The organism is Arthrobacter sp. Cr_A7, from assembly GCF_029222765.1.
In the GTDB taxonomy this organism is placed as follows: Bacteria; Actinomycetota; Actinomycetes; order Actinomycetales; family Micrococcaceae; genus Arthrobacter.
This window is the reverse complement of sequence record NZ_JARHXQ010000049.1, coordinates 1-4,911: the sequence shown is the minus strand read 5'-3', so window position 1 is coordinate 4,911 and position 4,911 is coordinate 1. Positions and strand designations below refer to the sequence as shown.

Annotated in this window: 5 protein-coding genes; 2 read left to right on the top strand and 3 right to left on the bottom strand. The window is 68.5% G+C overall.

The features are described 5' to 3' along the window. Positions 1-92: 92 nt before the first annotated feature. Positions 93-1,118 (top strand): ATP-dependent 6-phosphofructokinase, encoded by a 1,026-nt coding sequence (locus P2Q66_RS03130; RefSeq protein ID WP_275725492.1) that lies wholly within the window; start codon positions 93-95, stop codon positions 1,116-1,118. A gap of 45 nt (positions 1,119-1,163) precedes the next feature. Next, entirely contained in the window at positions 1,164-1,880 is a 717-nt protein-coding gene (locus tag P2Q66_RS03125) for a GNAT family N-acetyltransferase (protein ID WP_079596649.1), read from the top strand. On the opposite strand, the gene P2Q66_RS03120 is transcribed toward P2Q66_RS03125, so the two are convergent. Genes P2Q66_RS03120 through P2Q66_RS03110 form a run of 3 tightly spaced genes read right to left on the bottom strand, consistent with a single transcriptional unit; the run spans position 1,842 to position 4,894 of the window. Further along, positions 1,842-3,359: a DHA2 family efflux MFS transporter permease subunit gene (locus tag P2Q66_RS03120; protein WP_275725490.1), complete on the bottom strand. Its 1,518-nt coding sequence runs from the start codon at positions 3,357-3,359 to the stop codon at positions 1,842-1,844. The genes P2Q66_RS03125 and P2Q66_RS03120 overlap by 39 nt on opposite strands. Positions 3,360-3,407: 48 nt before the next feature. Then, positions 3,408-3,812 carry an ankyrin repeat domain-containing protein gene (locus P2Q66_RS03115; protein WP_275725488.1) on the bottom strand — a complete coding sequence of 135 codons (405 nt, stop codon included), beginning with the start codon at positions 3,810-3,812 and terminating at the stop codon, positions 3,408-3,410. Then, positions 3,812-4,894 (bottom strand): folate-binding protein YgfZ, encoded by a 1,083-nt coding sequence (locus P2Q66_RS03110; protein WP_181884823.1) that lies wholly within the window; start codon positions 4,892-4,894, stop codon positions 3,812-3,814. Before P2Q66_RS03110 ends, P2Q66_RS03115 begins: the two co-directional genes overlap by 1 nt. Between the last annotated feature and the right edge of the window lie 17 nt (positions 4,895-4,911).

Here is a 4,911-nt window from a genome sequence, read left to right as displayed (position 1 = left end):
TTGTGTCGTACCCCACACCTCGCACTACACTTCTAGGTGAGCTCAGCGTGGCGCTCTGCCAGTAAACCCTCTCCCAGGATTTGAGCCGAAACATGAAAATTGGAATCCTCACTAGCGGTGGCGACTGCCCCGGACTGAACGCGGTCATCCGCGGCGCCGTACTCAAAGGCATCGCCATTCACGGCCACGAGTTCGTCGGATTCCTCGACGGCTGGCGCGGCGTGGTGGAGGGCGACATCATCGACATCCCCCGCACCATGGTCCGCGGCATCGCCAAACAGGGCGGCACCATCCTTGGCACCTCCCGCACCAACCCCTTCGACAACGGCGGCGGCCCCGAGGTCATCAAAGCCCACATGGAACGCCTGGGCATCGACGCCATCATTGCCATCGGCGGTGAGGGAACCCTGGCCGCCGCCAAGCGCCTCACCGACGCCGGCCTGAAAATCGTCGGCGTGCCCAAGACCGTGGACAACGACCTCGACGCCACCGACTACACCTTCGGCTTCGACACCGCCGTCCAGATCGCCACCGAAGCGATCGACCGGCTCCGCACCACCGGCGAATCCCACCACCGCTGCATGATCGCCGAAGTCATGGGCCGGCACGTGGGCTGGATCGCGCTGCACGCCGGCATGGCCGCCGGCGCCCACGCCATCCTCATCCCGGAGCAGAAGGTCAGCATCGACCAGATCACCGAATGGGTGAAGGAAGCCCACGCCCGCGGCCGCGCACCCCTGGTGGTCGTGGCCGAAGGGTTCGTGCCCGAGCACATGGAAACCCCGCACTCCGAACGCGGCCTGGACACGTTCGGCCGGCCCCGCCTGGGCGGCATCGCCGACCAGCTCGCCCCCGAACTGGAAGCCCGCACCGGCATCGAAACCCGCGCCACCATCCTGGGCCACATCCAGCGCGGCGGCGTACCGTCCGCCTTCGACCGCGTCCTTGCCACCCGGCTCGGCATGGCCGCCATCGACTCCGTGGTGGAAGGCTTCTGGGGCACCATGGTGGCCCTGAAGGGAACGGACATCGAACACGTCGGCTTCCAGGAAGCCCTGGGCCAGCTCAAGACGGTCCCGCAAAAGCGCTACGACGAAGCCGCCGTCCTGTTCGGCTAAAGTGTCCTGTTCGGTTGGGGTTCCTGCCCGTCCTAGGCTGGGAACATGACACTTGACCCCGGTTCCGCTGCCATCATCCAGCTCGCCTGGGCGCGCCGCCTGGGGCTTGCGGATGACGCTTTCAGCACTGCGCTGGCCTCCGGAGAACGCATTGTGCGGGCGGACGAGTCGGCGCGGACCGTGGAGTTCGTGCGGCTGTTTGGCAGTTCAGCGCTCATCGGGCCGCAGTGGGTCATCGACGCGGCGGACCGCATCCCTGATGAGGAGATGGCGCAGCATGTCACGCTTCTGACCCTCACCCGGTCCCATGGCGGGCACGGCCTGGGGGCTGCTGCCCTCTTCTTTGCCGACGACCTGCCCCTGCAGCAGCCGTCCGAGGAGATGACCGTTTCGCACGGCAACCCCGAGGCCATCGAGCTGGAGGGCCGGTGCCCGCCGGACGACGTCAACGAGGTGGGCCTCTCAGACCTGGAGAACCGCTACACCATCGTCCATGAGGTGGACGGACGGCGGGTCCCCCTTGCCTGCGGCGCGTACTCCGAGTGGGAAGGCCTGCTGGCGCACCTGGGCGTCCTGGTGGATCCGGAGTGGCGGCGGCAGGGGCTGGGGTCCCTGGCTGCATCCATCGCAGCCCACGAGGCGCTTGCCGCGGGGCTGACCCTGCAGTGGCGCACGGACGTGAGCAACACAGGCTCCCTGGCTTTGGCCCGGAAGCTGGGCCTGTCAGCCGGCGGAATCCAGACCAGCGTCCACCTTGGCTGACGCCGGCGCACCGGCGCCCCAGCCCCGGACCGGCTGGGGTTTGGCGAAGAACAGCGCCACCGCCGCGCCCACCAGGACCACCGCCGCGGGCAGCAGGATGGACTGGCTCATCGCCGTCGAGAATCCGCTGTGCAGGGCCTCGGGCAGTGTCCCGCCCAATGCCATGCCCTCACCGGCGGGTCCGCCAGGTCCTCCGGCGGGAAGCTCGGCCGCCAGCCGTGCCTGGATCAGCACGGCGATGGCCGCGCTGCCCAGCACCGCACCGAACTGCCGGGTGGTGTTGTAGACGCCCGAGCCTGCACCGGCCTGGCGCGGCGGAAGATTCCGGGTGGCTGTGGTGCTCAGGGGAGCCCAGATCCCGGCGTTGGCGAAGCCCAGGACGGCGCTGGGCAGCAGGAACAGCAGGATGGGCGTCCCGGGCTGCATCAGCAGGGCGTTCCAGGACAAGGCCACTGCCATGAGGACAAGGCCTCCCGCCGCGAGGTACTTGGGGTTGACCCGGTCCACGATCTTTCCCACCACCGGCGCCAGGCCTCCCGAGATGAGGGCCATGGGCACCATCAGGAGGGCGGACTGCGTGGGAGTCAGGCCCCGGACCATCTGGTAGTAGAAAATCAGCGGCAGGCCGAACGAAGTCACGGTGAAGCCCACCATGGTGATCCCGAGGTTGGCGAGGGAGAAGTTTCGGTCCCGGAACAGCCCCAGCGGCAGCAGGGGTTCGCCCTTGTTGAACCGCTGCCACACCACAAAGCCCGTCAGCACCACCAAGCCCGCGATGATGAGGCCCCAGACGCTGACCGGCCCGGCGATGATGCCCCAGTTGTAGGTCTCGCCTTCCTGGATGCCGAACACCAGGAGGAACAGCCCGACGGCGCTGAGCACCACGCCGGGGAGATCGAACCTGTGCGGGTGGGTACTGAGGGTGGGAACGTTGCGCAGCGCCAGGAGGAAGCCGGCGATGCCGATGGGCACGTTGATGAAGAAGATCCACTCCCAGCCCAGCCCGTCCACCAGGACGCCGCCCAGAATGGGCCCGACGAGCGTCGCCATGCCGGCGGTGGCACCCCAGATGGACATCGCCGCGCCGCGCCGGTCCGGCGGGAAGATCCGGGTGATGACAGCCATGGTCTGCGGTGTCATGATGGCCGCGCCGAGGCCCTGCAGGACGCGGGCGGCGATGAGGGTCTCCACGTTTCCGGCAAGACCGCACCACAGCGATGCCAGGGTGAACACCACCAGGCCCAGGAGGTAGAGCTTCTTGGGCCCGAACCGGTCGCCGAGCCTGCCGGTGATCAGCAGCGGAACCGCGTACGCCAGCAGGTAGGCGCTGGTCACCCAGATCACCGAGTTGATGTCCGCGCCCAGGCCCTCCATGATCACCGGATTTGCGACGGACACGATGGTGCTGTCGATCAGGATCATGAAGAACCCGATCACCAGTGACCACAGGGCCGGCCAGGGCTTTGCTACGTTTTCCACTCGGTCATCCTTCAAAAGTCGTCGGCTGCCGGGCGGACCCGGGAAAGGCTAGCCCAGGAGGTCGAGGATCTCCTGGCGGGCGAACATCTGTGCCGCCGCCCGTGCGGACGGCGACCCGGCGTCCGGATCAGCGCCGGCATCGAGCAGCAGCCGGGCCACGTCCGTGTAGCCCTTGAACGCGGCTCCGGCGAGGGGCGTCTGCCCCCGGTCATTAGCCGTATCGGCTTCGGCGCCATGCTGCAGGATCAGCTGCACCGTGTCCACGTGGCCGTGGTAGGCGGCGAGCATCAGGAGGGAATCCCCCGCGGCATTGGTCATGGTGGCCGGGGCCCCCGCTTCGAGATAGGCGCGGAGCAGCTCCGTGTTGCCTTCCCTGGCCCCCTGGAAGAGCGTGTGCGCGAGGGCGACGGCGTCGTCGTCGGGCCCTGCCGTTGGTGCGGCGTTGTCAGTCATCAGCGTGGCCCCCTGAGGAATCCGGTCTGGCGCCCCACCACCTGGCCGGCGTCGGGGGCGACGATGAGTTCTTGGCTGGCGGTGTACGGCTCGTCCCCGTCCAGGACCGTCAGTATCTCATCCGAAGCGACGGAACGCTTTATGACTGCCAGGGCCACCGGGCCCATTTCGTAGTGCTGCGCCACGGACGTGACGGCGCCCACCTTGCGGTCGCCCACCAGGACCGCGCTTCCGGCGGCGGGCATGGTGTGCTGCGATCCGTCCAGCTGCAGGAAGACGAGGCGCCGCGGCGGGTGCCCCAGGTTGTGGACGCGGGCGATGGTTTCCTGCCCCTTGTAGCAGCCCTTGGCCAGGTGCACTGCCGTGCGGAGCAGGTCCAGCTCGTGCGGAATGGTCTTGTCATCCGTTTCCGCGCCGATGCGGGGACGCCAGGCCGCGACGCGGAGCGCCTCGGCGGCCAGGACGCCGGCAAGCGGCCGCCCGGCAACCGTCTCTTCCAGGGCGGACGAGGGAACGAGGTATTCGAACCAGGGCCGCTCCAGGCCGGGGTGGCGTTCCTCGGAGACGGTGGCGTAGGAAAAGCCACCGGCGCTGACGTGCGGCCACGGGTCCTGCCAGGCCAGCAGGCCGGACCATTCGGGAACGGCCTTGGTGCTGCCCACCACGGCCCAGTCGTTCGAAACGTCAGCCACCTCCACCCGCAGCATGAACTTCATCCTGTTGAGGAACTCTGCCAGCGGCGCTGCTTCGGCGCCCTCGACGATCAGCCAGGTGGTCCCGCCGTCGTCCACCACCCGGGCGTCGAAGTCGATGCGGCCCTGCACGCTCAGGAGCAGCAGTTCGCTGGACTCCCCGGGCGCCAGGTTGGTGACCTGCTGGGAGGACAGGGTGTTGAGCCAGCTCAGCCGGTCCGGGCCGCTGACGGTGACCACACCGCGGTGGGAAAGGTCGACGACGGCGGTTCCGGCTGCGAGTGCCCGTTGCTCGCGCAGGGGCTCGCCGTAGTGGGAGGCGACGCCGGCGTCCGCGCCGGCCGCCTCAACGGCACCAGGGCGCGACAACAGAGGGCTGGGGATAGTCATACTTGGGGCAACGTCCT